Below are 22,379 nucleotides of genomic sequence, written 5' to 3' on the forward strand. Positions count from 1 at the left end.
TAGGTAATTAATCCTACTGCTTATTTTGCTGACCTTTAATGGTGTCTTTTTCAATATCAAACTTGTTAGTATCTACACTTGTATTACCGGTCGGGTTTGTAGGGTTGCTCTGTTCTACTTTTCTTTTAAATTTTCTCTTATCATCTATCATTCCCATGTTTTTTAATTTTTAAGTTCAACCATAACTTAATTAAATGATTAGAGAAATAGGGTTAAAGCATTTGTAAAGCTTTGTTAGAGGTTGTTAAATTAATTGCTTTCGAAAACCTTGAACTCCGCACCCATCCCATAATTTCTATGTCCGGTTTGTAATAGTTTTGAATTTGGATTGTAATTCTGGTCAAAGACTTGCCATTTTTTATCATTAAAAAAGATGCGTCTAACAAAAGTTCTCTGATTGGCTTCGCCTTTTATAAAGGGTAATAACGGTCTGAAAGAAGTAGATATTTTTTGAATACCTCGGGAGGTTTTTATCTCTCTATATTTTTTGGTCTCAATTAACTTTCCATCAAGGCCAGCATAGCCTAAAACCTGAATTGAAATAAAAATACCTGATTCAGGTATGAAAATCGATTTGGATAATAAGTCCAGTTCAAAAACCTTATCCGCTTTTTCATCCATAGCAAAAATTACACTTTCATATGGGATTGCTGAACCCGGAGTGCCCTTGTTATTTTCATAGAACTGTGCCCTAAAAATGGTAGCAAACTTTCCTTTTCCTTTAAATTTGTATTCAGACTCCGCATTTACGGGCAGATACAGTTTTGATATTTGTGACGCTTTGTTTTCATATCGGGTAAATAGTACGGCGATTTCACTTTCTACGGTAGGTAGCCAGCAAGCAAAAATATCGTTATGGGTTTGTGCTTTTTGTTTGCGAAATTTGAATTTTCCCTCTTTAGGAGCTGAGACTATGACCTCACCGAGCTGTGAAACTTCTGGGTCTAGCTTAACGATAGTTGCTGTAGGGTTATCTTCAAGAGGTATTAGCAGTGCTTTTTCTTTGTAACCAAGCCCTGAAATAAAAAGTGTGTCTATATCAGGATATTTCTTCGAAGAAAAAGTAAAAGATCCTTCTTCATCAGCAAACGTGCCTAGCCCATCACCAAAGGATATGGTAGCAAAAGAAATGGGAGAACGGTCTTTACCATCAACAATTTTAAACTCTTGCGCAGTTGTGCAATAGGTTATAAAAAAGAAAATAACAGATAGGTATCGTTTCATGACGTAAACAAATTAGTACAGAGAAAATAGCCTTTAAGGCGGTGTACTTTATTGAGAACGTGATTTACGCATTTTCAGTATAGGGATTTATAGTAATAGGAAATGTGATATTGCGTTATGTAAGTTTACCGAATAGTTTTTGTGAAGGTTGAAATTCCGTCAACACCATGACCGTTCAAATGTTTAATAAATGCCGAGCCAATTATAGCTCCCTTGGCAGATTTGGTAGCCTGCTCAAAAGTTTCTGAATTACTGATGCCAAAACCTACGATTTGAGGGTTTTCTAGGTTCATATCTGCAATACGTTGAAAATAGGCTTGCTGTTCATCGCCAAAACCGGATTGAGATCCCGTAACACTGGCGGAACTTACCATATAAATAAACCCGTTGGAAACTGAATCGATAAAACGAATACGCTCTTCGGAAGTCTGTGGCGTTATCAAAAAGACATTGATGAGTCCATATTTTTCAAACGTTTCTTGGTACTCGTCATGATATACATCAACGGGTAAGTCGGGAATGATGAGTCCGTCTATACCTATTTCCTGGCATTTTTTACAGAAGGCTTCAACGCCATATTGAAGCATCGGGTTAAAATAGCCCATGATGATAAGTGGAATGGAAACCGACTTCCGAATATCTTTCAGTTGATCAAAAAGAATTTCGGTGGTCATACCGTTTTTAAGAGCCGCTGTGGAGCTTTGTTGAATCGTTGGGCCATCAGCCAAAGGGTCGCTGAAAGGAAGCCCTATTTCAATCATATCAATACCGTTTTTCTCTAGATTTTGTATGATTTCGACCGTATCACCCAATTTTGGATATCCTGCGGTAAAGTAGATCGAAAGGAGTTTCTCGTCTTCGTTTAATTTATTGTTGATTCTATTCGCCATAGTTTCAAATCTGTTTTTCCTTTTTAAATAGGATGGAGTAAGTTAGTCAAGAAAATACGTTATCATATTCATTAAACTTCCCCATGTATTTTATAGATTAAAATATTCAATATAGTTGTTGAGGTCTTTGTCACCACGACCCGATAGGTTGATGACCACAATATCTTCAGGTTTGAATTTTCGGCACTCAAGAATTGCAAGTGCATGTGAAGATTCAATAGCGGGAATAATACCTTCTGTCTTACATAAAAGCAATCCAGCATTCATGGCGTCCTCATCTGTAATCGATATAAATTCTCCACGACCGGATGCAAACAAATTGGCATGCATAGGTCCAACTCCGGGGTAATCCAACCCTGCAGAAATAGAATACGGTTCCGTAATCTGTCCGTCATTGGTCTGCATCAATAAGGTTTTGCTTCCGTGAATGATGCCCACTTTTCCCAAAGCAGATGTTGCGGCACTTTCACCGGTGTCAATTCCTTTTCCTGCAGCTTCAACTGCAATAATACCTACATCAGGATTGTCTAAATAATGGTAATAAGCTCCGGCGGCGTTACTTCCTCCACCAACACAAGCAACCACGTAATCGGGATTTTCACGACCTTCTTTTTCTTTTAGCTGCCATTTAATTTCTTCAGAAATAATAGATTGAAATCGTGCCACCATATCCGGGTAAGGGTGTGGCCCAACAACACTACCAATGATGTAGTGGGTGTCTACCGGGTTATTAATCCAATCACGAATAGCCTCATTGGTAGCATCTTTTAATGTTCGGCTACCTGAAAGTGCGGGTCTAACTTCTGCTCCTAGCATTTTCATACGTGCTACGTTAGGTGCCTGTCTGGCAATATCTATTTCGCCCATGTACACGATGCATTCAATGCCCATAAGTGCACAGACCGTTGCAGTTGCCACACCATGTTGGCCGGCGCCAGTTTCAGCAATGATTCTGTTTTTGCCCAATTTCTTGGCCATAAGAATCTGCCCGATAGTGTTATTTACCTTGTGGGCTCCTGTATGACAAAGGTCTTCTCGCTTTAGATAAATTTTGGTATTATATTTTTTTGAAAGTCTATCCGCAAAATAAAGTGGAGTAGGGCGCCCCACATAATCTTTAAGTAATTGGTCAAACTCTTCTTTAAAAGAAGGTTCTTCCATGATGCGAATATAGTTCTGTCTAAGTTCTTCCGTATTGGGGTAGAGCATTTCAGGAATAAATGCCCCTCCAAACTCCCCGTAATATCCTTTTTCGTCCGCTTGATACGTTTTCATAGTCATTCGTATTTTTACTTGATACTTAGTGCGCTCTTAAATTCTTTTACTTTCTTAACATCCTTTAGCCCAGGTTCTATTTCAAACTTACTGTTTACATCTATGGCGTGACAGTATTTGGCTTCCGGCCGCGTCATGAATTCTTTTAATGAGTCTACTTCATCTAAACCAATGCCCCCACTTAAGAAATAAGGTTTGGTAGACGGGTACTCTTTTAGAACACCCCAGTCAAAAGCATAACCGTTTCCTCCTGGTAGTTTTCCTTTGGTATCAAAAAGATAGAAATCACAAACAGATTCGTAAGGCAATAGAGCCTCAAAATCAAAATCATTTTTGATAGAGAGTACTTTTATAATCTGTATTTGATTTACTCTTTTTTTAAGCTCGGCACAATATTCAGGGGTTTCTTTACCATGCAATTGCACCAACAAAAGGTTATAATCTTCAATTCGTTCCAATACCGTTTGAATAGCCGCGTCAACAAATACACCCACTTTTTTTATGGTATGAGGCACAGCTGCCATAGGCCCTGAAAAATGACGTTTTGATTTATCCCAAAAAATAAAACCTAAATAATCGGGTTTTAAACCGGCAATTTCGGATGTATTTTTTTTCATACCACAGACCTTCAATTTCAAGGGTGCCGTTTCCACGGTAGAAGGCCGCTCTTTTTTGGTAGAATAGTTATAGTCCATTTTAGCCATTGCTGTTGGGTCGCAATTACGACAATTGTTTTATGAATTTCTTGGCATTCTCGCCAGGGTTATCCGTTTTCATGAAATTTTCTCCAATCAAAAAACCTTTATAACCGTAAGGTTTTAAATCCTTAATGGCCTCTACGGAACTGATTCCACTTTCTGAAACTTTAACAAACTCATCGGGAATAAGTGATGAAAGCGATTTGCTTGTTTCTAAACTAACCTCAAAAGTCTTTAAGTTTCGGTTGTTTACACCCAACATATCTAGACTGGGCATGATGCTTTTATGTAGTTCGGCTTCGTTGTGTACTTCTAACAATACGTCTAAACCAAGGCTTTTTGCGAGCTCCGAAAATGTTTTTATTTCTTCTTTGGATAGAATAGCGGCTATCAAAAGAATAACATCTGCGCCGTGCGCTCTGGCCTCTAAAATTTGATACTCGTTAATTATAAATTCTTTTCGCAACAATGGCATTTGAACTGCCGCACGAGCTAGTAATAAATCATCTAAAGAACCACCAAAATATTTTCCATCCGTTAAAACGGACATCCCGCAAACGCCGGCATCCTCATAGCCTCTAGCTACATCTTGCACATTTAAACTTTGGTTGATTTCAGATTTTGAAGGGGAACGACGTTTATGCTCGGCAATGATACCACTATCACTATTGCGCAGTGCATTGCTCAACGAAACAGTTTGGCGGGAGAACAATACCGATTTTTCTAATTGTGAAATAGGAATAATGGACTTCTTTAAGCCCACTTCTTTGTGTTTGTCCGCTACTATTTTATCTAGAATATTCATGTGTTTTTATTCGCATCTTGGATGCCACTTTTAATTTTTACTTAACTCTTGCAACTTTCTCAACGCATTTAGCCCTTTACCTGCCAATAATGATTCTTTAGCTTTTTCAAAACCTTCTTTTGGACTCAAATTTTTAACCGTTGCAATAGCAATTCCTGCATTAGCGCAAACCACATTATTCTGAGCTTCTGTACCACGACCTTGCAAAACATTCATAAATATCTGAGCAGAATCTTCAATGGAATCGCCCCCAACAATTTGAGATTGCTTTATTTTTTGAACTCCAAAATCTTCGGGCTTTAACATGCTTTCGCTAGTGTTGGAAATGGTTTTTGTATTTCCGGTCAATGATATTTCGTCATAACCATCTAAAGCGTGAAGAACAGTAAATTTCTTATCGGTATTTTGATATAGGTACCCATACATTCTAGCAAGTTCCAAATTAAAAACACCTACCATTTGGTTCTTTGGGAAAGCGGGGTTTACCATTGGCCCCAACATGTTGAAAAAGGTCTTCACCGCTAATTCCCTCCGAATAGGGCCTACATTTTTCATGGCTGGGTGAAATAAAGGAGCGTGCAAAACGCAAATTCCAGCTTCATCAATAGATTTCTTTAGGAAGTCAGCTTCGTTACTGAATTTGATTCCCAAGAACTCCATTACATTACTACTTCCACATTTTGAAGAAACCCCATAATTACCATGTTTGGTTACGTGCACTCCCGCACCTGCGGTAATAAATGAAGCCAAGGTAGAGATGTTAAAAGTGTCTTTTCCGTCACCACCGGTTCCACATAAATCAATTGGGTTGTAGTCGGAAAGGTCTACGGCCAAACACAATTCTAAAAGGGCATCTCTGAAACCTTCCAGCTCTTCTATGGCGATACTACGCATCATATAAACAGTTAAGAAGGCTGCAATCTGGCTTGTATTGTAATCTCCTTTGGCAATATTTACCAACACTTGTTTTGCTTCCTGCTTCTCAAGAATATCGTGATTAATGAGTTTATTTAAGATTTCTTTCATGGTACTGTTCTTACTGCTATGTAAACGTTTTGATATGTTTTTTAGACTTCCAAATTTAGTTTTTCAACCAGTTAGAAAGAATCTTTTTACCTTCAGGAGTCAAAACCGACTCAGGGTGGAATTGCACTGCGGAAACATCATAGACCTTATGGCGAAGCGACATAATTTGACCGTTTTCATCAACTGAGGTAGCTTCTAGGCTTTCCGGTAAATTTGGGTCCACTACCCATGAATGGTAGCGTCCCACATTTATCTTTTTGGGAAGGCCTTCAAAATTAGGGTCGTCTTTGGTAATCGTTATTTCAGTAGCGATACCGTGGTATACTTCGTCTAAATTAATTATTGAACCACCAAAAACTTCACCTATGGCCTGTTGGCCCAAGCACACCCCAAAAATACTCTTGGTAGGTGCATATTTGGCAATAATTTCCTTTAAAAGTCCTGCTTCGTCCGGAATTCCTGGTCCAGGTGAAAGCACTATTTTATCAAAAGCATCAACTTCTTCCAAAGTCAATTGGTCGTTACGTTTTACTATAACCTGACAATCTAAGTCCTCTAAATAATGAACCAAGTTATAGGTAAAACTATCGTAGTTGTCTATTACTAAAATCTTCTTCATGGTTATATGGTTTCAGCAATTTTCAAAGCTTTGGTCAGTGCGCCCAATTTGTTATAGGTTTCTTGCAATTCGTCTTCGGGGTTTGATGCGGCAACAAGACCTGCGCCCGCTTGGTAATTTAACTGGTGGTTTTTGCTCAAGAACGTACGGATCATAATGGCATGGTTGAAATTACCGTCAAAATCCATAAAGCCGATGGCGCCACCGTAGTATCCTCTACTGGTTTTTTCATACTTCTCAATAAGCTGCATGGCCATATGTTTTGGTGCGCCGCTTAACGTTCCTGCTGGAAAAGTGTCCGCAACTACTTTCATGGTAGGCGTATCTTTTTTCTTTTGCCCTACAACTTTTGATACCAGATGAATAACGTGGGAAAAGAACTGTACTTCTCTATAATTGGTTACCTCTACCAAACTACCGTTTCGGCTTAAATCGTTACGAGCTAAATCTACCAACATTACATGTTCGCTATTTTCCTTGTCGTCTTCTTTAAGTTGTTTGGCAAGAATGGCATCTTGTTCATCGTTTCCGGTACGTTTAAAGGTTCCGGCGATAGGGTGAATTTCTGCTTTACCTTCTTTAACGATAAGTTGAGCTTCCGGAGAACTTCCAAAAATCTTAAAATCGCCATAATCAAAATAAAATAAGTAAGGTGAAGGGTTTATAGAACGAAGTGCTCGGTAAACATTGAATTCATCTCCTTTGAATCCTTGAGAAAATCTACGAGATAAAACCAGCTGAAAAACATCACCACGTTGACAGTGTTTTTTAGCTAATCGAACGTGTTCTCTATACTCTTCATCTTCCAGATTGGAAGTAGCGTCTCCATCCAAAGAGAAATTATATGAAGCAAATGTGCGTACATTCAAGATATGTGCTATTTCAGATGTGTTTTCATCAGTGTTATAACAATGCGCAAAAATATAGGCTTCATTCTTATGATGGTCTATCGCAATGATGTTTTGGTAGACTGCATAGTAAATATCAGGTATAGTGATTGAGTTGTCTTTTTTACTGATTTCCACATCTTCATAATAACGAACGGCATCATAGGCCATGTAACCAAAAATACCGTTGTTGATGAATTTGAAATCGCTTTCGTCGGCTTCAAACTTTTTACTGAAGTCATGCAAGACTTTTACAACGTCTGTACCTTCGTTTATTTCCGTTTCTTGCGAAGTCTGATCAGGAAAACGCTCAATAATGGTTTCATTCTCTATTTTTATTGATGCAATAGGGTTGCAACAGATATACGAAAAACTATTGTCGTTAGCGTGATAGTCGCTACTTTCAAGCAAGATACTATTGGGGAAGCGGTCTCTAATTTTTAGATAAACGCTTACCGGCGTAATGGTATCGGCCAGGATTTTTTTGTGGAATGATTTTAATTTGTACTTCATGTTGATAGTATTCAAATGCAAAAGGCTTGTCGTGATGACAAGCCTTTATATAGTTTTACTACAATGATGCTTAGCTCACGATATCTGTCGAGAGTTGTTCCACCACCAAGTATTTGTGTTATTTCTGTTCATTGGCTCAAATATAGAAATCATTTTTAAAACCACAAACCCATTTGTTTGAAAAAAACAAAACCCTGCAATCGTGTGAAATGCAGGGCTTAAATTTTATAGTTGTACCTATTTAGAATTCTAGGTCGACCACTAGGTCAAACTCGTCATAAATGGCTTTATCGCCTAAATTGTCAAAGAAACTACCGGAACCATATTTAATGTCATAAGCTGTTCTATCTACTTTTACTGTAGCAGTAGCTTTGCTACCATACACAGATACGTCAAAAGTTACAGGTTTGGTAATATCTTTAATGGTAAGGTCACCCGTTACTTCATAAGAATTTTTACCAGTAGCCTCAACTTTAGTAAAAACCAATTTAGCGGCAGTGTGCTTTTCGGTACCAAAGAAATCGTCAGATTTTAAATGGCCTTCTAATTTTCCTTTAGATTCTCCCTCAACGTCAGTTGCTACCAACGTAGTCATGTCGGCTTCAAACTCTCCCCCTGTTAATTTATCACCTTCAAAAACTAAAGTACCTGATTTTAAGTTGACATTTCCGTAATGAGATCCAGTTACTTTATAAGCCTTCCAGGTAATACTACTTGTTTCTGTTTTTACTTCTTTTTTCTCTTCAGCTACTGGTTCAGTTGCTGTTGCTACGCCAAATACCATGGCAAGTGCTAAACTAAATACTCCTTTTTTCATAATTGATGTTTAAAAATTAATTGATATTAGTGTTTTTATTCAAATTTATTGAACAACACGTTCAGTTGTTCCATTTCTTGATCAGATAGATTTTGAAGCAATCTATCTTCGGCTTCGGACATAGAGATATCCATTTTTTTCAAAATAGATAGTCCCTCTTTTGTTATACGTATTTCTACCTTCCGCCGGTTCGAAGGGCAAACCCTTCTTTCTACATATTCTTTTAATAATAGTTTATCTACCAAACGGGTAGTATTGCTCATTTTGGTTACCATTCGTTCGTTAAGCGTTGCTAAACTTGCTGGTTTTTCGTTCTGTCCTCTTAATATGCGTAGCACATTAAACTGTTGTAAGGATACGCCATGAGGTTTTAAAGCAGTATTTAAGGCTTCGTTTACCCTATTGTTCACCAATAAAAAGTGAATTAGCGTTCGGCTTTTTAAAGGAATCTCTTTATCGGTCTTTAAAATATCTTCAACATTCATGTCTCTACAACTATTGTATATACAAATGTATATTGAATGTTTGATGTGGTAAAATATTGGATCGGTAAATTTTTGTTAAATATTTAGGAAATGCCTTTGAATCAAAATCCGTAATTTTGGATTTTAATTGATATTCGCGGTAGCGAAAAAAAAGAACGTTATGAATTTATCACAAGAAGATTGGGAAGAGCAACTAGAAAAAGATGATAATGCGCTGATTCTGGATGTTAGGACTCCAGAAGAAGTAGAGGAGGGATATATTCCTAATTCTACAAATATAGATTTTTACCTTGGACAAGATTTCTTGAACGAGATAGAGAAGCTTGATAAAAGCAAGAATTATTATGTGTATTGCCGTAGCGGTAACCGCAGTGGTCAGGCCTGTGCCATTATGAACAGTGTAGGTTTTGAGAATACGTACAACCTTGAAGGTGGTTTCATGAATTGGGACGGAGCTGTAGAAGGGGAGTAGTTGTATTTTTTACTTTTTTTAGTGGGAGTTCTAATACCAGAGAAATGAAGTCTCTACTGGGTATCTATTATAGGTGTCCAGTAGAGATTTTTTAGTTTTTACGTTTTTTGTGTCTAAATTGTACATTGCAAAACAAACCATTTCCTATGCGAGAAGACCTTCTTCATTTTATTTGGAAGTATAAGAAGCTACAACTTACAAACTTAGTAACGACCCTAGGAGAACGTTTGCTGCTTTTGGATTTTGGTGCTCACAATCATTTGGCGGGTCCTGATTTCTTTAATGCTAAAATAGATATTGACGGTCAGGTTTGGGCGGGTAATGTAGAGATACATTTAAAATCTTCGGATTGGTACGCGCATTATCATGAGGAAGACGATAACTATAATAATGTAATATTACATGTGGTTTGGGAGGATGATGTTGAAGTTTTTAGAAAAGATAATAGCGCCATACCCACATTAGAATTACGCAAGTACATTCCATTGCAGTTGTTGCAATCTTACCAAAAGTTGTTTGATAAGAAAGATGTTCGTTTTGTTAATTGCGAAAAAGACCTTAAAGAAGTTGACGATTTTCTGGTTAAGAACTGGCTAGAGCGATTATATTTTGAACGATTAGAGGTCAAAGCTGAATTTGTACTGGAACTACTTGAAAAAACGAATAATAATTGGGAGCAGGTTCTTTTTACCTCACTCTTAAAGACTTTTGGACTCAAAATAAATGGGGCGTCTTTTCTAAGTTTGGGCGCTGCTCTTGAATTTTCAGTTTTTAGAAAGCAGCAAGAGAATGTATTTCAGACAGAGAGCCTGTTGTTTGGTATGACCCATTTACTGGAAGACGATGAGGTTTTAGACGAATATTATATTCAATTAAAAAAAGAGTATGAGTATCAGAAGAAAAAATATGATTTAAAAGATGAAGGTGTTTTAAAACCACAATTCTTCAAGCTTAGACCGCCCAACTTCCCTACTATCCGGCTATCTCAATTGGCTAATTTATATGGTTCACATTTCTCGTTGTTTCAAAAAGTAGTTTCGGCAACAAGTTTAGAAGAAATGTATGCGTTGTTTGAAGTTTCTGCTAGTCCGTATTGGAATGATCACTATACGTTCGGAAAGAAATCAAAAAAGAGTATTAAAAGGCTGACGCCAAAATTTATTGATTTACTGATTGTAAACGCAATTCTACCGCTACAATTTTGTTATGCCAAATATCAAGGTAAAGACGTTAATGAAAACATAATCAATATCATATCAAATATAAAGAAAGAAGAAAATACGGTTGTCGGTAATTTTAAAACTCATGGCCTTTCTGCTGGCAATGCACAAGAAAGTCAAGCTTTGTTGCAATTGTATAATAGTTATTGTACTCAAAACAAATGCCTACAATGTGCTGTAGGTACTAATTTATTACGCTGAAATGGTTAAATTTGGCTTTGAAGATTTTAAATAAACGCCTTAATTAGCTTTACTATTAGTTTCAAATATTACTATGAATATCTTTTATAAGTTACTTTATTATTTTCAGAAACGTGGTTTTGAGGTATGTCGAAGAATAGCTGAAAGGTTAGGTATACGGGCTAGGGTTGTTCGTACGTCTTTCATTTATCTAACATTCGTGACTTTGGGTTTTGGTTTTGCGCTCTATTTATTTTTAGCTTTTTGGTTAGGTATTAAAGACTTGGTGTATACCAAGCGTACTTCTGTTTTTGATTTATGAAATTGATGCAATTCTTTCAATCTAGAATATACATAGCACTAACTTTAATGCTTAGTGTATTGTTGATTGGTGTTTTTGGGTATCGTTTTTTATCTGATCTTACTTGGGTAGATGCGCTTTATATGACCATTATTACCGTGACGACAGTAGGTTTTTCGGAAGTGGGGCCTATGGATACTCAAGAGAAAATATTTACTGTAATACTCATCATACTTAGTGTTTTTATTTTAGCATTTTCTATTTCGGTCATTACAGAATATATTTTAAGTAGAAATTCACTACAAGAATTAAAAAAGAAAAAAGTGAAAAATAAAATTGATAATCTTTCTGGTCATGTTATTGTTTGTGGTTTTGGTAGAAACGGTATGCAGGCGGTAGAACGTTTAAAAGCTTATAAGAAACCTTTTGTTGTTATAGAGAGAGATAAAGAGGTAATAGAAAAGTATGATGAAGAGCTTTTATTTGTTGAAGGCGATGCTAATGAAGATGAAATTCTACTTGCTGCCGGTCTTGATCGTGCGCAATATTTAATAACGGCACTTCCGGATGATGCAGCTAACTTGTTTGTAGTGTTGTCCGCAAGGCAATTGAATAAAGATTTGTTTATAGTTACAAGGGCGTCTTTGGTAACTTCTCAGAAAAAATTGCTTTTAGCGGGTGCTAACAAAGTCATCATGCCGGACAAAATTGGGGGAGACCATATGGCTTCGTTAATTGTGATGCCAGACCTTATTACTTTTATGGATAAGCTAGGGGTAGAAGGCGAGCATACAACAAATTTAGAGGAAGTTGCAATAGAAGATTTTAAAGGTCAGGTAGAATGTAATTCCTTGCGAGATTTAGATTTGCGTAAGCGAACCGGTTGTACTATAATTGGTTACATTGAACCTAGCGGAAACTATATTATTAATCCAGAAGCAGATTTGCAGTTGCAGCCCAAAAGCAAAGTAATTGTTTTAGGCAGACCTGAGCAAATACGAAAACTGAATGAAATGTTCTCTATAGGTTAGTTCTACCTACGTTAATTGAACATTATTATTTGATTGTGTTACTATTTTTTAAGATATTGCCGAAATTGTGTTAAAAACCTTGATATAGCACTGAACCCACAAAAATACATATGAAGAAATTTACCTTATTGTTTTTCCTACTACTTGGTGTAGTAGCCTTTTCTCAAGAGCTTGTTGTAAAAGGCAAAGTTTACAATCCATCTTCACAAATTAATGATGGTGTAATAGAGGTAGATGTAACAGGGGGAACACCTCCATATATTTATAAATGGAGTAATCAAGAAACTGCTTTGTCTTCTTCAAGGGCTAGTGGTTTGGTAGAAGGTGTTCCTTATAATGTTTTGGTTACAGATGCTGCGGGTAATTCTGAAACAAAAGTATTTGAAGTAGAGACTAGTGCCATTGCTGAAGTCTTTAATGGTACGATGACTCCTGCGGTAAGCACACTAGGTTCTATACTTTTCTGGGATCCATTTGCAGCTATAGGTATTTATGACCCTGTTGTTTATGCGGATGTTAAGTTGATAGGCACCCCGGGATGGACAAACGATATTCAAAATAGATTTGTACTTAAAAAGTGGCTTAAACCAGAAGGAGCTAAAGTTAAAAAAGGAGAAAATATTGCAGTTATATCTAGCAATGATGAGAAAGATCTTACGGTTACTGCAACCGCTACGGGTGAGTTAAAGTACTTGGTAGCAGAAGGAAAAGTAATTTACAATTCCGAAAATGCAAAACATGTTATTGAGCAAGGAGCACATTACTTAGCGGAAATCAAGTATGATGAGCCTTTGGTGATGACACACCCTAATGGAGACCCTATTACTAACGGTATTTCCTTTATTGTAATATGGTTGGTTTTGGGAGCGACGTTCTTTACTATTAGAATGGGCTTTATAAATATTAAAGGTTTCAGACATTCTATAGACCTTGCTAAAGGTAAATATGATGACCCGGATGCACCTGGTCAGGTTACTCACTTTCAGGCGTTGGCTACTGCAGTTTCAGGTACGGTTGGTCTAGGTAATATAGCCGGTGTGGCCGTAGCGGTGTCCTTGGGTGGTGCAGGAGCTACCTTTTGGATGATTGTCTGTGGTTTGTTAGGAATGTCTTCCAAGTTCGTAGAATGCACCTTGGGTGTAAAATATAGAGATATATTGCCTGATGGAAGAGTTTTTGGAGGTCCAATGAACTATTTGAGATACGGACTGGAGAAGCGTAACATGAAAGGTTTCGGTAAGGTCCTAGCTGGTTTATTTGCTGTTTTGGCCATTGGAGCTTCTTTTGGTGGTGGTAATATGTTTCAAGCCAACCAATCTTTTGAGCAATTAGCGGGTCAGTTTCCGGCATTAGTCGGTCACGGCTTTTGGTTTGGTGTGGTTACGGCTATTCTTGTAGGGGTTGTAATTATTGGTGGAATTAATAGTATTGCTAAGGTTACCGGTAGGGTTGTGCCTATTATGGCTTCCATATATATTGTTGCAGCGTTGGCTGTGATTATTATGAACATTCAGAATATTGGACCTGCATTTACGGCCATATTTGATGGTGCGTTTAGTCCTTCTGCTCTTAAAGGAGGTATAATTGGTGTCTTGGTTATTGGATTTCAACGGGCTGCCTTCTCAAATGAAGCAGGTGTCGGGTCTGCAGCAATAGCGCATAGTACCGCGAAAACCAATCATCCTCCATCTGAAGGTTTTGTAGCTCTTCTTGAGCCATTTCTAGATACCGTAGTGGTTTGTACGCTTACAGCCCTTGTACTCATTTTTACGGGTATGCATGAGGTTGAAGGTATGGCAGGAGCACAGCTAACGTCTGATGCTTTTGGTAGTCAGATTTCATGGTTCCCATATGTATTGGCTTTAGCAGTATTTCTTTTTGCCTTCTCTACAATGATTTCATGGTCTTACTACGGTATGCGCGCTTGGACTTACCTTTTTGGTAAGAGTAAAAAATCAGAGATGATATATAAGATGCTTTTCTTGGTATTTGTAGTAATTGGTGCTTCCGTAAGTTTAGGTGCGGTACTTGATTTCTCCGATATGATGATTCTGGCCATGTCCTTTCCAAATATCATAGGGCTCTATATAATGTCTGGTGAAGTTAAAAGTGATTTAACAACGTACTGGAGAAAACTAAAAGCTAACGAGCTTTTTAAAAAACAAATAACCGCTAAGGAATAGTTTATCTAGTTATTTCGCGGATGAAAAACTTTAAATCCCACTTCAGGTTCAATAGGCAAGAACGGAGTGGGATTTTTTATTTGCTGTTTATTATAGTTGTGCTTCAGGTAGCGTATTTCGTCCTAAGCTCATCAAATTCTTCTGATGGTAAAGTTGATTTTCTTGAGGATAAACAACTTCAGCTTCAAATAGATAGTCTTAAGGCTAAAGCTCTAGAGAAAGACGCTATTAAAATTTATCCCTTTAATCCCAATTATATAACGGACTATAAGGGGTATACTTTAGGAATGTCGCTAGAAGAGATAGATAGACTGCATAATTTTAGAAAAGAGGGGAAGTTTGCCAATAGCGCTGAGGACTTTCAAAAAGTTACCAAGATTTCAGATTCGTTACTTCAGTTAATTTCGCCCTATTTTAAATTTCCAGAATGGACGCAGGGTAAGGCAAAGTCAACTTCGTCTTATAAAACATTCAATATAAAACAAGAAGTAAGCTCTAGTAATCAGAGAGAAGTGAAGCAAACGGTTTCCGATTTAAATTCGGCCACGATAGAAGAGCTTCGGGAAATTAATGGTATTGGCGAAAAGCTTTCGGCCAGAATTGTAAAATTTAGAGACAGATTGGGAGGATTTTTGGTTAATGAACAGTTGTATGATGTATATGGGTTGGAGCCAGAAGTTGTAGAGCGCACTTTAAAGAGGTTTCAAGTGCTAAAAACACCTAGTATCGAAAAAATAAACATAAATACAGCATCGGCTAAAAAACTATCAAAATTAGTATATCTTCAAAAACAGGTCTCTGAAAGTATAGTAAATTACAGAAATGCTAACGGAAGTATACTTTCTTTTGATGAATTGTCAAAAATAGAAGATTTCCCAATAGAGAAGATTGATAGAATTAAGTTATATTTGGCCCTATAAATTTAATGGCAATGCAAAGCATGTACTTTACGGAAGAACATCAATTATTTAGAGAGAGTCTCCGGGATTTTTTAAAGAAAGAAGTCGTTCCTCATATTGATAAATGGGAAGCGTCAGGAACTATAGAACCTTTCATCTGGGAAAAATTTGGTGAGATGGGGTATTTTGGTCTTGCTACTCCTGAAACCTATGGAGGGTTGGGACTGGATCTATTTTATACTGTTATCTTCCTGGAAGAACTTCAGAGAGTGAATTCTGGTGGTTTTGCAGCAGCAATGTGGGCACATGCCTATTTGGCAATGACGCATTTGAACAAGAATGCAAATGACGAACAGAAAAAGGCGTATTTGACTCCAAGTGTAAATGGAGAGAAAATAGGTTGCTTAGGGGTAACGGAGCCATTTGGTGGTAGTGATGTAGCTGGTATACGAACTACGGCTGTAAAGGAAGGTGATAACTATATTATTAATGGGTCCAAGACATTTATTACCAATGGGGTATACGGAGACTATTGTATTCTGGCGGCAAAGACGGACCCATCTGCAGGAAACAAGGGTATAAGCATTATTATAGTCGATTTAAAAAGTGAAGGTGTCTCCGCTAGTAAATTGAATAAATTAGGTTGGAGAGCATCGGATACGGCAGAACTTGCTTTTGATAACGTAAAGGTTCCTGTGGGTAATTTAATGGGAGAAGAGGGAAGAGGCTTTTCTTTTATAATGGAAGCTTTTGCCTTAGAACGTTTGGTGATGGGAATAAACGCCCATGCTAGGGCGGAATATGCTTTAGAGTATGCATTGCAATATATGTCTGAGCGGGAAACGTTCGGTAAGTCTATAAATCAATACCAGGCCCTGCGCCATAAGTTTGTTGATCTTCATGCAGATATGGAAATATGCAAGCAATACAATTATGGGGTAGTTTATAAGATGGATAAAGGCGAATATGTTGTTCGGGAAGCTACTATTTCAAAATTGAAGTCTACTGAAATGGCAGATAAAGTTGCTTACGATTGTTTGCAATTCTTGGGTGGGTACGGGTATATAGAGGATTACCCTATGGCACGTATGTTCAGGGATAGTCGTTTGGGTCCAATAGGTGGAGGAACTTCGGAAATACTAAAAGAAATCATTGCAAAAATCGTTATCGATAAAAAAGAATACAGAATGCCAAAAGGGTAGGAGGTCTATATACTAAGGGGCTGCGGTGTTTTTAATGTATTGTTTTGAAGTATATTTAGAGATACGTAGTGCTCAATTGTAAATTAGTTTATATATTTGCCGCCTTAATCATAAAGAAAGGAGGTTGTAGCCAATGTTAATTATACCAGTAAAAGAAGGAGAAAACATCGATCGGGCTTTGAAACGTTTCAAGCGTAAATTCGATAAAACGGGTACGATGCGCAGATTGCGTAAGCGTCAACAATTCACAAAACCTTCCGTTGAGCGCAGAGCGCAGATACAGAAAGCAGAATACATTCAAGGTTTAAGAGATAAAGAAGAAATTTAATATCTAATAGACTTTGTATAGTGTACAAATAGGAAAATCCCATCATTCATGATGGGATTTTTTTTGTTTCAATATTTTCGTTCAACTATTGCAATCTCTTTTTTCTCTTAGCGTTGTTAAATCTGCTGTTGCTATCAATTTGTTAACTTCGTAATATGTCATTAGATTCTTTTATATCGTATTTAGCTTTGGAGAAGAACTATTCTGTTCATACGGTAACGGCATATAAAAGAGATTTAGAAACGTTTGGTCAGTTTTGTGAGCAGAATTATGACTGTAAAAATATTGATGCCGTAGCGTACAGCTTTGTTAGAAGTTGGGTTGTGAGCTTAGTAGATTCTGGAGTATCCAATCGATCGGTTAATAGAAAGATGGCATCTTTAAAGGCGTATTATAAATTTCTTCAAAATATTGGGGCTATAAAGGTGAATCCATTAGCGAAGCATAAAGCCTTGAAAACATCAAAAAAAATTGAAGTCCCTTTTTCGGAAATGGAAATGGAAGAGGTGTTATCTCAAATTGAGTTTGCGGATGATTTTGAAGGAGTTAGGGATCGGCTCATTATTGAATTGTTTTACACCACTGGTATCCGTAGGGCAGAGCTTATAAATCTAAAGATGGCAGATGTTAGTTTTTCACAACATCTTTTGAAAGTTTTAGGAAAGCGTAGCAAAGAGCGTATGGTGCCTTTGTTGTCTTCTGTTGAACTGCTTTTGAGAGTGTATCTGAAGGAAAGAGAGGCGCTTGTGGAGATAACCGATGAAACGCATGTTTTTTTATTGAAGTCAGGCAATAAACTATATGAAAACCTTGTTTATCGATTAATAAATAAGTATTTTAGTGAGGTGTCGTCTAAGGTTAAAAAGAGTCCCCATATCTTAAGACATACTTTTGCGACCCATCTGTTGAATAAAGGAGCAGATATGAATTCTGTAAAAGAATTGCTGGGTCATGCAAGTTTAGCATCCACACAAGTATACACACACAATAGTATAGCGGAATTAAAAAAGGTACATGCTAGTGCACACCCTAGGGGAAAAAAGTAACTGGCTTTTTTAAATCACATTGTTTAACATAAAAACTATAACCTATGAAAGTAAATGCGCAATCAGTCAATTTTAACGCGGATAGATCGCTTATAGACTTCTTACAGAGTAGATTAGATAAGCTCGAAACCTTCTATGATAAGGTAATTAGCGCAGACGTGTATTTGAAAGTCGAGAATACAAGTTCAAAGGAAAATAAAATAGTAGAAATCAAATTGAATATACCTGGAGATAAATTCATGGTAAAAAAGCAATGTAAGAAATTTGAGGAGGCAGTTGACTCCGCTTGTAACTCCTTGGAAAGGAAGCTAATAAAACATAAGGAAAAATCTCGTGTTCAAGCATGATAAATTTTTTTCAAATTTTGTTTTGAATAAACAAAAAAACGTATACATTTGCAGTCCGTTAGAAATAGCGGACTTTTTTATGCCAGAAACGGTGTAGAAAAGCCGATGTAGCTCAGCTGGCTAGAGCAGCTGATTTGTAATCAGCAGGTCGTGGGTTCGAGTCCCTCCATCGGCTCTAAAAGTTCTTTAAAAATTGGATTGGGGAGATACTCAAGCGGCCAACGAGGGCAGACTGTAAATCTGCTGACTACGTCTTCGCAGGTTCGAATCCTGCTCTCCCCACTTTTTTTAAAAGCCTAATTTTTTTAGGTGTTGAAATATTGAATTTTTATAATTGCGGGAGTAGCTCAGTTGGTAGAGCGTCAGCCTTCCAAGCTGAATGTCGCCGGTTCGAACCCGGTCTCCCGCTCTAATAAGCCAAGGTAATGTGTGTGGTTTTGAATCTGCAACGTTGAACCTTGAACCTTGAACCTAATAAGCCGACGTAGCTCAGGGGTAGAGCGTTTCCTTGGTAAGGAAGAGGTCACGGGTTCAATTCCCGTCGTTGGCTCAATTAAGGCATTATTTGTACACTAATATATAACTAAGATTAAAATTCATTAAAAATGGCAAAGGAAACTTTTGATCGTTCCAAACCGCACTTGAATATAGGTACTATTGGACACGTAGATCACGGTAAAACTACATTAACTGCTGCTATTACAACTGTTTTGGCAAATGCAGGACTTTCTGAAAAGAGAGATTTCGCTTCAATTGATAACGCTCCTGAAGAGAAAGAAAGAGGTATTACTATCAACACATCGCACGTTGAGTACCAAACAGCTAACCGTCACTACGCTCACGTTGACTGTCCTGGTCACGCGGATTATGTAAAGAACATGGTTACTGGTGCTGCTCAGATGGATGGTGCAATTTTAGTTGTTGCTGCTACAGATGGTCCTATGCCACAAACACGTGAGCACATCTTATTAGGTCGTCAGGTTGGTATTCCAAGAATCGTTGTATTCATGAATAAAGTGGATATGGTTGATGATGAGGAGTTGATTGAGCTTGTTGAAATGGAAGTAAGAGAATTGCTTTCTTTTTATGAGTATGATGGTGATAATGGACCTGTAATCGCTGGTTCTGCATTAGGTGCATTGAACGGTGAGCAAAAGTGGGTTGACACGGTAATGGAATTGATGGCTGCTGTTGATGAGTGGATCGAGCTTCCTAAAAGAGATGTTGATAAGGATTTCTTAATGCCTGTTGAAGATGTATTCACTATTACTGGTCGTGGTACTGTTGCAACTGGTCGTATAGAAACTGGTATTGCTAACACTGGTGATCCTGTTGAGATTATTGGTATGGGTGCAGAGAAGTTGAACTCTACTATTACTGGGGTTGAAATGTTCCGTAAGATATTAGATAGAGGTGAGGCTGGTGATAACGTAGGTATCTTGTTAAGAGGTGTTGAAAAATCTCAAATTAGCCGTGGAATGGTAATCTGTAAGCCAGGTTCTGTTAAGCCACATGCTAAATTTGAGGCTGAGGTTTATGTTCTTAAGAAAGAAGAAGGTGGTCGTCACACGCCATTCCATAATAACTATCGTCCTCAGTTCTATGTAAGAACTACAGATGTAACTGGTAACATCGCGCTTCCTTCTGGAGTTGAGATGGTAATGCCTGGTGATAACCTTACAATTACAGTAGAGCTTATTCAGCCTATTGCATTAAGTGTAGGTCTACGTTTCGCTATCCGTGAAGGTGGTAGAACTGTAGGTGCCGGTCAGGTTACTAAGATTATAGATTAATTTATTATTATATAGGAATAATGTAATTAAGGGTGTTCTGCTTTAGTGGGACACCTTTAAATGCAATTATAAACGGGTGTAGCTCAGTTGGTAGAGCACTGGTCTCCAAAACCAGGTGTCGGGAGTTCGAGTCTCTCCTCCCGTGCGAATTTAAGTAAGAATCATTATGTTAACGTATATAAAAGAATCTATAGAGGAGCTTCGTAACAATGTTACCTTGCCTTCAAGAGCCGAGTCGTCTAACCTTATGGTGGTGGTTGCGGTGTTTTCTATTTTGTTCGCTTTGGCGACTTGGGGTGTAGATAGTGCATTCAGCAAATTGGTTCGTTTGTATTTCGATAACATCTTAAACTAGTCGTTCGCTATGTCAGAAGTATTGGAAAAGAAATGGTATGTAGTGAGAGCTGTCAGTGGGCAAGAGAATAAAATCAAAGGCTATATTGAGAGTGAGGTAGAGCGCCATGGTTTTTCTGATTATTTAGAAGATATCCTTGTTCCTACGGAGAAGGTGATTCAAATACGAAATGGAAAAAAGGTTAACAAGGAAAGAGTTTATTTTCCAGGTTATATAATGATTAAGGCTAACCTTGGTGGTGAGATGATTCACATTGTGCGTTCTATTACCAATGTTATTGGTTTTCTTGGGGAGGTTAAAGGAGGTGATCCTGTTCCTTTGAGGAAGTCCGAGGTGAATAGAATGTTAGGGAAGGTTGATGAATTGGCTGTTAATACGGATACAGTGGCTATACCTTTCACTCATGGTGAAACGGTAAAGGTTATTGATGGTCCGTTTAATGGTTTTAATGGTACTGTTGAGAAAATCAACGAAGAGAAGCGTAAACTAGAAGTAATGGTTAAGATTTTCGGAAGAAAAACGCCGTTAGAGCTAAGTTATATGCAAGTAGAGAAAGTATAAGTTAAGTGTTACATATTTAAAGTTGTGTTGCTTCCAAATTGATACGGCTTAAATTTAATTTTAAACAATGGCAAAAGAAATAGGTAAAGTAGTTAAACTACAAGTTAGGGGAGGTGCAGCGAATCCGTCGCCACCGGTTGGACCCGCCTTAGGTGCTGCCGGTGTTAACATCATGGAGTTCTGTAAGCAGTTCAATGCTCGTACACAGGACAAACAGGGTAAAGTTTTACCTGTTGTTATCACCGTATATAAGGATAAGTCTTTTGACTTCCTTGTTAAAACACCACCAGCGGCAGTTCAGCTATTGGAAGCGGCTAAGATTAAAAAAGGATCAGGTGAGCCTAATCGTGTAAAATCTGGTAATGTTACTTGGGATCAAGTTAAAACAATTGCCGAGGACAAAATGGTAGACCTTAATGCGTTTACGGTAGAATCTGCAATGAGCATGATAGCCGGTACAGCTAGGTCTATGGGTCTTAAAGTTGCAGGTAAGCGACCTTTCTAAAATCTTATAAAGCAATTTGAAATGGCAAAATTAACTAAGAAACAAAAAGAGGCCCACGCCAAGATAGATAAGGATAAACTTTATTCTGTTGGTGAAGGTGCTGCTTTGGTAAAAGAAATTACCAATACAAAATTTGATGCATCTGTAGATTTGGCAGTGCGTTTGGGTGTAGATCCAAGAAAAGCAAACCAAATGGTACGAGGGGTTGTAACACTTCCTCATGGTACAGGTAAAGATGTTAAGGTTTTGGCCTTGGTAACACCAGATAAAGAGGCAGAGGCTACTGAAGCCGGTGCTGACTTTGTTGGATTAGATGAGTATTTGGATAAAATCAAAGGCGGTTGGACAGATGTTGATGTTATCATCACTATGCCAAGTGTTATGGGTAAATTAGGCCCTTTAGGTAGAGTATTAGGGCCAAGAGGTCTTATGCCTAATCCAAAAACAGGAACAGTTACTATGGATGTCGCTAAAGCGGTGACTGATGTAAAAGCTGGTAAAATCGACTTTAAAGTAGATAAAACAGGTATCGTTCATGCTGCTGTAGGGAAAGCTTCTTTCTCTTCTGACAAATTGGAAGAAAACGCTAGGGAATTATTGGAAACCTTAGTAAAAATGAAGCCTGCTGCTGCGAAAGGTGTTTATATGAAAAGTATCTTCATGTCAAGCACAATGAGCCCAAGTGTTCAGTTGGATCCAAAAACAGTTTAATCGAAC

Annotated in this window: 26 protein-coding genes and 5 tRNA genes; 20 read left to right on the forward strand and 11 right to left on the reverse strand. The window is 37.7% G+C overall.

Annotated features, from left to right (window positions below; all coding sequences use genetic code 11):
- Nucleotides 1-13: 13 nt before the first annotated feature.
- The 11 genes from IWC72_RS11320 to IWC72_RS11370 all read right to left on the reverse strand — a co-directional run bounded on the left by IWC72_RS11320 (nucleotide 14) and on the right by IWC72_RS11370 (nucleotide 9,239).
- Complete coding sequence (locus IWC72_RS11320; RefSeq protein ID WP_226979740.1) at nucleotides 14-151, reverse strand: hypothetical protein; 138 nt, start codon at nucleotides 149-151, stop codon at nucleotides 14-16.
- A 98-nt stretch (nucleotides 152-249) separates the two neighbouring features.
- Nucleotides 250-1,224 (reverse strand): carboxypeptidase-like regulatory domain-containing protein, encoded by a 975-nt coding sequence (locus IWC72_RS11325; protein WP_194529834.1) that lies wholly within the window; start codon nucleotides 1,222-1,224, stop codon nucleotides 250-252.
- A gap of 125 nt (nucleotides 1,225-1,349) precedes the next feature.
- Nucleotides 1,350-2,114 (reverse strand): tryptophan synthase subunit alpha, encoded by a 765-nt coding sequence (gene trpA, locus IWC72_RS11330; RefSeq protein WP_194529835.1) that lies wholly within the window; start codon nucleotides 2,112-2,114, stop codon nucleotides 1,350-1,352.
- Nucleotides 2,115-2,204: 90 nt separating this feature from the next.
- Nucleotides 2,205-3,389 carry a tryptophan synthase subunit beta gene (gene trpB / locus IWC72_RS11335; RefSeq protein WP_194529836.1) on the reverse strand — a complete coding sequence of 395 codons (1,185 nt, stop codon included), beginning with the start codon at nucleotides 3,387-3,389 and terminating at the stop codon, nucleotides 2,205-2,207.
- A gap of 14 nt (nucleotides 3,390-3,403) precedes the next feature.
- Nucleotides 3,404-4,006, reverse strand: coding sequence for a phosphoribosylanthranilate isomerase (locus IWC72_RS11340; protein ID WP_226979546.1), 603 nt, complete (start codon nucleotides 4,004-4,006; stop codon nucleotides 3,404-3,406).
- Nucleotides 4,007-4,109: 103 nt separating this feature from the next.
- Complete coding sequence (gene trpC / locus IWC72_RS11345) at nucleotides 4,110-4,892, reverse strand: indole-3-glycerol phosphate synthase TrpC (protein WP_194526314.1); 783 nt, start codon at nucleotides 4,890-4,892, stop codon at nucleotides 4,110-4,112.
- Nucleotides 4,893-4,922: 30 nt separating this feature from the next.
- On the reverse strand, nucleotides 4,923-5,918 hold the full coding sequence (gene trpD, locus IWC72_RS11350; RefSeq protein WP_194526315.1) for an anthranilate phosphoribosyltransferase: 996 nt from the start codon (nucleotides 5,916-5,918) through the stop codon (nucleotides 4,923-4,925).
- Nucleotides 5,919-5,973: 55 nt separating this feature from the next.
- Complete coding sequence (locus IWC72_RS11355; protein ID WP_194529837.1) at nucleotides 5,974-6,537, reverse strand: anthranilate synthase component II; 564 nt, start codon at nucleotides 6,535-6,537, stop codon at nucleotides 5,974-5,976.
- Between the two features lie 2 nt (nucleotides 6,538-6,539).
- Entirely contained in the window at nucleotides 6,540-7,937 is a 1,398-nt protein-coding gene (locus tag IWC72_RS11360) for an anthranilate synthase component I family protein (protein WP_194529838.1), read from the reverse strand.
- Nucleotides 7,938-8,178: 241 nt separating this feature from the next.
- A complete protein-coding gene (locus IWC72_RS11365; RefSeq protein ID WP_194526318.1) occupies nucleotides 8,179-8,754 on the reverse strand; it encodes a YceI family protein in 576 nt (191 codons plus the stop codon).
- Between the two features lie 35 nt (nucleotides 8,755-8,789).
- Nucleotides 8,790-9,239, reverse strand: a complete 450-nt coding sequence (locus IWC72_RS11370) for a MarR family winged helix-turn-helix transcriptional regulator (protein ID WP_194529839.1) — start codon at nucleotides 9,237-9,239, stop codon at nucleotides 8,790-8,792.
- Between the two features lie 160 nt (nucleotides 9,240-9,399).
- On the opposite strand from IWC72_RS11370, the gene IWC72_RS11375 reads away from it, so the two are divergent.
- The 20 genes from IWC72_RS11375 (at nucleotide 9,400) to rplA (ending at nucleotide 22,373) form a co-directional block, all read left to right on the forward strand.
- Nucleotides 9,400-9,711, forward strand: coding sequence for a rhodanese-like domain-containing protein (locus tag IWC72_RS11375; protein ID WP_194526320.1), 312 nt, complete (start codon nucleotides 9,400-9,402; stop codon nucleotides 9,709-9,711).
- 146 nt (nucleotides 9,712-9,857) lie between these two features.
- The gene (locus IWC72_RS11380; protein ID WP_194529840.1) at nucleotides 9,858-11,132 is read left to right on the forward strand and encodes a DUF2851 family protein; all 1,275 of its coding nucleotides are present in this window, start codon (nucleotides 9,858-9,860) and stop codon (nucleotides 11,130-11,132) included.
- Nucleotides 11,133-11,205: 73 nt separating this feature from the next.
- Entirely contained in the window at nucleotides 11,206-11,433 is a 228-nt protein-coding gene (locus tag IWC72_RS20290; protein ID WP_226968015.1) for a PspC domain-containing protein, read from the forward strand.
- A 47-nt stretch (nucleotides 11,434-11,480) separates the two neighbouring features.
- The gene (locus tag IWC72_RS11385) at nucleotides 11,481-12,443 is read left to right on the forward strand and encodes a potassium channel family protein (RefSeq protein ID WP_394370063.1); all 963 of its coding nucleotides are present in this window, start codon (nucleotides 11,481-11,483) and stop codon (nucleotides 12,441-12,443) included.
- 110 nt (nucleotides 12,444-12,553) lie between these two features.
- The gene (locus IWC72_RS11390; RefSeq protein WP_194526322.1) at nucleotides 12,554-14,626 is read left to right on the forward strand and encodes an amino acid carrier protein; all 2,073 of its coding nucleotides are present in this window, start codon (nucleotides 12,554-12,556) and stop codon (nucleotides 14,624-14,626) included.
- A 20-nt stretch (nucleotides 14,627-14,646) separates the two neighbouring features.
- A complete protein-coding gene (locus IWC72_RS11395) occupies nucleotides 14,647-15,546 on the forward strand; it encodes a ComEA family DNA-binding protein (protein WP_194529841.1) in 900 nt (299 codons plus the stop codon).
- Between the two features lie 11 nt (nucleotides 15,547-15,557).
- A complete protein-coding gene (locus IWC72_RS11400; RefSeq protein WP_194529842.1) occupies nucleotides 15,558-16,727 on the forward strand; it encodes an acyl-CoA dehydrogenase family protein in 1,170 nt (389 codons plus the stop codon).
- 133 nt (nucleotides 16,728-16,860) lie between these two features.
- On the forward strand, nucleotides 16,861-17,055 hold the full coding sequence (gene rpsU, locus IWC72_RS11405; protein ID WP_038234876.1) for a 30S ribosomal protein S21: 195 nt from the start codon (nucleotides 16,861-16,863) through the stop codon (nucleotides 17,053-17,055).
- A 155-nt stretch (nucleotides 17,056-17,210) separates the two neighbouring features.
- Nucleotides 17,211-18,101, forward strand: coding sequence for a tyrosine-type recombinase/integrase (locus IWC72_RS11410; protein ID WP_194529843.1), 891 nt, complete (start codon nucleotides 17,211-17,213; stop codon nucleotides 18,099-18,101).
- A gap of 44 nt (nucleotides 18,102-18,145) precedes the next feature.
- The gene (hpf, locus tag IWC72_RS11415; protein WP_194526326.1) at nucleotides 18,146-18,448 is read left to right on the forward strand and encodes a ribosome hibernation-promoting factor, HPF/YfiA family; all 303 of its coding nucleotides are present in this window, start codon (nucleotides 18,146-18,148) and stop codon (nucleotides 18,446-18,448) included.
- Nucleotides 18,449-18,549: 101 nt separating this feature from the next.
- Nucleotides 18,550-18,623 (forward strand) — tRNA-Thr (locus tag IWC72_RS11420).
- Nucleotides 18,624-18,648: 25 nt separating this feature from the next.
- A tRNA-Tyr gene (locus tag IWC72_RS11425) sits at nucleotides 18,649-18,730 on the forward strand.
- 54 nt (nucleotides 18,731-18,784) lie between these two features.
- Nucleotides 18,785-18,857: transfer RNA gene (locus IWC72_RS11430), tRNA-Gly, on the forward strand.
- Between the two features lie 69 nt (nucleotides 18,858-18,926).
- Nucleotides 18,927-18,998 (forward strand) — tRNA-Thr (locus IWC72_RS11435).
- A 55-nt stretch (nucleotides 18,999-19,053) separates the two neighbouring features.
- A complete protein-coding gene (tuf, locus tag IWC72_RS11440) occupies nucleotides 19,054-20,241 on the forward strand; it encodes an elongation factor Tu (RefSeq protein WP_194529844.1) in 1,188 nt (395 codons plus the stop codon).
- A 72-nt stretch (nucleotides 20,242-20,313) separates the two neighbouring features.
- Nucleotides 20,314-20,386: transfer RNA gene (locus tag IWC72_RS11445), tRNA-Trp, on the forward strand.
- A 21-nt stretch (nucleotides 20,387-20,407) separates the two neighbouring features.
- Nucleotides 20,408-20,596, forward strand: a complete 189-nt coding sequence (secE, locus tag IWC72_RS11450) for a preprotein translocase subunit SecE (protein ID WP_194526328.1) — start codon at nucleotides 20,408-20,410, stop codon at nucleotides 20,594-20,596.
- Between the two features lie 9 nt (nucleotides 20,597-20,605).
- Entirely contained in the window at nucleotides 20,606-21,157 is a 552-nt protein-coding gene (nusG, locus tag IWC72_RS11455; RefSeq protein WP_194529845.1) for a transcription termination/antitermination protein NusG, read from the forward strand.
- Between the two features lie 67 nt (nucleotides 21,158-21,224).
- Nucleotides 21,225-21,662, forward strand: a complete 438-nt coding sequence (rplK, locus tag IWC72_RS11460) for a 50S ribosomal protein L11 (protein WP_155601241.1) — start codon at nucleotides 21,225-21,227, stop codon at nucleotides 21,660-21,662.
- Between the two features lie 21 nt (nucleotides 21,663-21,683).
- Nucleotides 21,684-22,373, forward strand: a complete 690-nt coding sequence (gene rplA, locus IWC72_RS11465) for a 50S ribosomal protein L1 (RefSeq protein ID WP_194526330.1) — start codon at nucleotides 21,684-21,686, stop codon at nucleotides 22,371-22,373.
- Nucleotides 22,374-22,379 lie beyond the last annotated feature (6 nt).

Source organism: Zobellia roscoffensis (genome assembly GCF_015330165.1).
Classification (GTDB): Bacteria; Bacteroidota; Bacteroidia; order Flavobacteriales; family Flavobacteriaceae; genus Zobellia; species Zobellia roscoffensis.